Raw genomic sequence first — 4,050 nt, 5'->3', positions numbered from 1 at the left:
TTTATCATTGCGGAAGACTTTTCCCGTGGGCATATTTACGCAAAAGGGCGTAAAGATTCTTTTGACCTGAAAACACGCCTGCATGCCCAACTCAACCTGCATCTGCTTCAGGAAACGCTGCAGTTGCCGGACATCAATTTTGGCGGGCATCTGAATGCCGATATCACAGCTGAAGGCGTTTACGATAAGGCAAATTCACATTTCCCGGTTACCGACGCGGAATTCATCGTCCGGGATGGATCGCTTCAAACGAGCTTCCCGGACCCCATTAAAGACATCACAGTGGATTTTCTCTTAAAAAACACCAATGGCGGGCTGGATGGGACGTCTATTGTGCTTAAAGAACTGTCCTTTGATTTTGAGGATCATCCTTTTGAGCTCAGCGCTTCACTGCGGAATTTAGAGCTGCTGGACTACGACATCCAGGCCAGGGGATCTTTGGACCTGAACAACTTTAGTCAGGTAGCTCCACTACCGTACGTTTCAAATGCCAATGGATTTGTTCGATTGGATGCCCGGTTTAAGGGTCATATGGTAAAAGGCGCAGAGGGGGCACCCCCTGACGTAAAAGTCGAGGCGAATTCGGGCAAACTCTTTTTGGAGAACGTCGTGCTCAATGTGGAGGAACTTCCCAAACCCCTCGAAATTGTATCCGGGGATTTTACCTTTCAATTAAATCGGCTGGAATTTTCTGAATTTCAAGTGAAATACGCTGGGAATTATTCTCTTCTCAACGGGTATTTCACGAATTATCTCGCGTATTTCCTGGCGCCTGATGGGGTATTGCAGGGGGATTTCGACTTCAAGTCAGAATTTATAGACCTCGACGAGCTTATTCCCAAAGAAGAAGTGCCGTCCCAAAAGCTTGTGGAAACTCATATAGATTCTTTAGAAACACGGGAAGAAATTACAGGGGTGTTGCAAGTCCCCTCCAACATTAACTTTAAACTGAATGCAGACATTGATACCCTCCGGCACTTTAAACTGGAGATTACAGAGCTGCGCGGTCAAATAACCATCTCAGAGGGAGGCTTCCTCTTTAACGATACCCGAATGGATATGGTGGGGGGCAAAGCAACAATGAAGGGTTTTTACAAACCAGAGGGCAACGACAAGGCTTTGTTCAACTACAACCTGCAGGGTCAAAACCTGAATGTGACTCGGGCTTATGAAGAAATCGAACTTTTTAACGATTTAGTGCCGGCTGCTGCGAATGCCGATGGTGTCATTTCCCTGGATTATGAAATCAGGGGCAGTCTGGACCAACAAATGAGTCCTGTCATGCCTTCACTTGAAGGCGGGGGAACCCTAAGTGTCCACGATGTACAGTTTAAGAACTACAAGCTTTTCGGGACGGTCTCGAAGGAAACACGCCTCAATGCCCTGAAGGATCCGAAGATGAGTGAGATTACAATGCATTCGACCATCGACGACAATATTTTGGAACTTGAACGATTCAAATTCAAGGTGCATCCCTTCAGACTTCGTATGGAAGGAGAGACCACACTTGACGGGGATATGGATCTTCAAATGCGGCTGGGCTTACCTCCTTTCGGCCTCATAGGTATTCCCATAAAAATCACGGGTACAAGCGATAGTCTGAAGATAAAAATGGGCCGGCGTGAAAAAGACCTTATGGCTTTGGAATACGACGATGACGAGTTTTCGGAGGAGGAGCGCCGCCGTTTTCGGATGCTCCGGGATTCCATTTCGGAGGATATGGATATTGAGGATATCAATGCCTTTGAAGAGCGGATGGATTCGCTTTATTTCCGTCAGGAAGAAAAGGTCGGGGACAGCCTGAAAACCAGCACATCGGCAGGAAGGTCTGCCGTTGAGCAATAGGGATTAGGCGTAATTCCTGGGTTTTGTACTGAATATAATAGGGACGCAAAAGAGGAGGATATGAAAACACGGGATTTTTTAAAGAAAAGTAGCCTTGGGGCTTTGAGTGTTTTTTTTGCACCTCAGCTGCTGGCTGCCCTGGAAAACGGTCAAAATAAAATTCTTCGAACCGCCCACATAGGAGTGGGGAACATGGGCGCAGAAGATTTAAAGGCCATTGCCTCCCATAGTCAGGTAGAAGTAGTGGCTTTGTGTGATGTAGATTCAGAATATCTGAAAGCTGCAGCCGTATTGTACCCACGGGCGCGAACTTTCTCGGATTATCGCGTGATGCTCACAGAACTCTCGGATACCATTGATGCGGTAATTGTGTCCACTCCGGACCATACCCATGCCCCGGCTTCCCTCCTTGCCATGGAGCTGGATAAAGCCGTCTATTGTCAAAAGCCCCTGGCGCATCGGGTAGAGGAAGTCCGGGCCATGAAAAAAATGGCTTCAGATAAAAACCTGACCACCCAGATGGGAATTCAGGTCCACTCCTTTTACGACTATAAGCTGGCCACTTTACTGATTCAGTCCGGGATTATTGGAAAAGTACATACCGTCCGGGCGTGGTCACCTAAAAACTGGGGTTTTGATGGGCCTATACCTGAAGGTAGCGATCCGGTACCCGACCGATTGGATTGGAATCTCTGGTTGGGGACCGCCCAGAGACGCCCCTATAAAAATAATGTGTACCATCCGGGGAACTGGCGTAAGCTGCTGGATTACGGATGCGGTACCCTTGGGGACATGGGGGTCCATATTTTTGATACACCTTATAATGCTCTTGCACTTGATGTCCCGAAAACCATAAAAACAGATTGCCGTCCTCCTAATGGGTTCGGGCATCCCGAACGCAATACGGTCACTTATGAATTCCCACCAACACCATTTACGACGGAGTCCCTGACCTGGATCTGGACGGACGGTCCGGGAGCTCCAGAGCCCCATCCGGACCTTGAATTGCCCCAGGGGGAGGTCCTTCACGATCAGGGGGCCATGTTTATGGGTGAAACCGGACGGCTTTACTTGCCCCATTTTGAAATGCTCCCGCGCCTTATTGTAGATGGTAGTTATACGGAGATCGACGTAGCCCCCTTTAATCTGGGGGAACCTGTTCGGGACTATGAGAGCGAAGGTAAAAAGCACTACCACGAATTTGTCGATGCCTGTCTTGGGAAAGCCAAATGTTCAGCCCCGTTTTCCTATTCGGCCAAACTTACGGAAACCATTCTCCTGGGTGTGATCGCAGGGCGTTTTCCGGGTAAAACCCTAAACTGGGATGCGGAATCAGCCCGTTTTGAGGAGGCTGAGGCCAATGCATTTCTGGGAAGTGCTTACAGGAAATTCTAATTTATTTTTCCTGAGCCGTAGAGCAGCGCCATAGTGAAGATGAAGCCTCATTAATGACTTTTGCATGAAAACACCTTTTTTAGTCCTTCTGTTGATGCTACTTGGCGCGATATTGGGTTTCGACATAGACGATACGGTGCCTGAACAGCCTTCAAAAGCACGCTGGATCCAACTTTTTAACGGGGAAGACCTTTCGGATTGGGATATTAAAATCCGCGGATATGAGATGGGCGTAAACTACAAGAATACATTTCGGGTGGAAGATGGATTGCTCAAGGTCTCCTATGAGGAATACGATACTTTTAAGGAGGAATTCGGCCATCTGTTTTATAAAAAACCTTTTTCGCATTACCGCCTTCGGGTGGAGTATCGCTTTGTGGGCCAGCAGGTCACTGACGGACCCGGGTGGGCCTTTCGAAATAACGGACTTATGGTACACAGCCAGTCTGCCCGGAGCATGGGGCTGGACCAGGACTTTCCAATATCCCTGGAAGCCCAGCTCCTGGGTGGTGGTGCTGAGGGGCAACGTCCCACAATGAACCTCTGTACCCCGGGTTCCGGCGTGGTTATTGACGGGAAGTTCCGGGAAGAACACTGTATGGACTCCAGTTCCGACACCTATCGCGGGGATCGGTGGGTGACCGCCGAAATGGTAGTGCATGGGGATGAAGTTATTCATCATATTGTGGAGGGAGATACGGTCCTGACCTATTCCCGTCCCGAAATGGGCGGGGGTGCCATCAGTGGCTATGATCCGGAAGTTTATATAGAGCGACAGCCCATGAAGTCCGGTTATATTGCCATTCAGGC

3 protein-coding genes are annotated in these 4,050 nt (G+C 48.9%); all 3 read left to right on the top strand.

The window, feature by feature from the left end:
- A partial coding sequence (locus WBV75_RS05935) for an AsmA-like C-terminal region-containing protein (protein WP_424119725.1) occupies positions 1 to 1,845 on the top strand: 1,845 nt, incomplete at its 5' end.
- Between the two features lie 60 nt (positions 1,846 to 1,905).
- Entirely contained in the window at positions 1,906 to 3,240 is a 1,335-nt protein-coding gene (locus tag WBV75_RS05930) for a Gfo/Idh/MocA family protein (protein ID WP_424119724.1), read from the top strand.
- 64 nt (positions 3,241 to 3,304) lie between these two features.
- Positions 3,305 to 4,050 (top strand): 3-keto-disaccharide hydrolase (locus tag WBV75_RS05925; protein ID WP_424119723.1); only part of this gene is annotated, 746 nt, incomplete at its 3' end.

The sequence above is a fragment of the Robiginitalea sp. genome (genome assembly GCF_049588695.1).
GTDB lineage: Bacteria > Bacteroidota > Bacteroidia > Flavobacteriales > Flavobacteriaceae > Robiginitalea.
Note: the sequence above shows the minus strand (reverse complement) of the source record. Positions and strands in the feature narration are given on the sequence as shown.

Bases quoted from the DNA above. Each gene is read 5' to 3' on its own strand.
- WBV75_RS05930 (WP_424119724.1), top strand. From the start codon at position 1,906: ATGAAAACACGGGATTTTTTAAAGAAAAGTAGCCTTGGGGCTTTGAGT.